This is a genomic window from Thermus sp. FJN-A, from assembly GCF_054655095.1.
The window spans coordinates 1-236 of record NZ_BAAHSC010000277.1 but is presented as its reverse complement, the minus strand read 5'-3'; the positions used below and the strand labels follow the sequence as shown (position 1 = coordinate 236).

General features: G+C 75.0%; 1 pseudogene. It reads right to left on the bottom strand.

The annotated features are described in order from the left end of the window. A pseudogene (locus ACYQ0J_RS13705) lies at window positions 1-236 on the bottom strand (tetratricopeptide repeat protein); the annotation flags it as partial.

Sequence of the window (236 nt, the reverse complement as noted above, 5' to 3'; positions counted from 1 at the left end):
TCCTTGAGCGGGCTTCCCCAGAAGCCGCAGGGTGGTGCCGAGGGCCCTCAGGGCCACCACCCGGTCGTCCGGGTCCAGCCTCCCCGCCACCGCCTGCTCGGCCCGGAAGAGGGCCTCCCTCAGCTCCCCCCTGGCCCGGTGGACGGAGGAGAGGAGGACAAGGACCCGGCTCCGGAAGCCTCCCAGGGACTTGGCCCGGACCACGGCCAAAGCCTCCTCCGCCCGGCGCAGGGCCC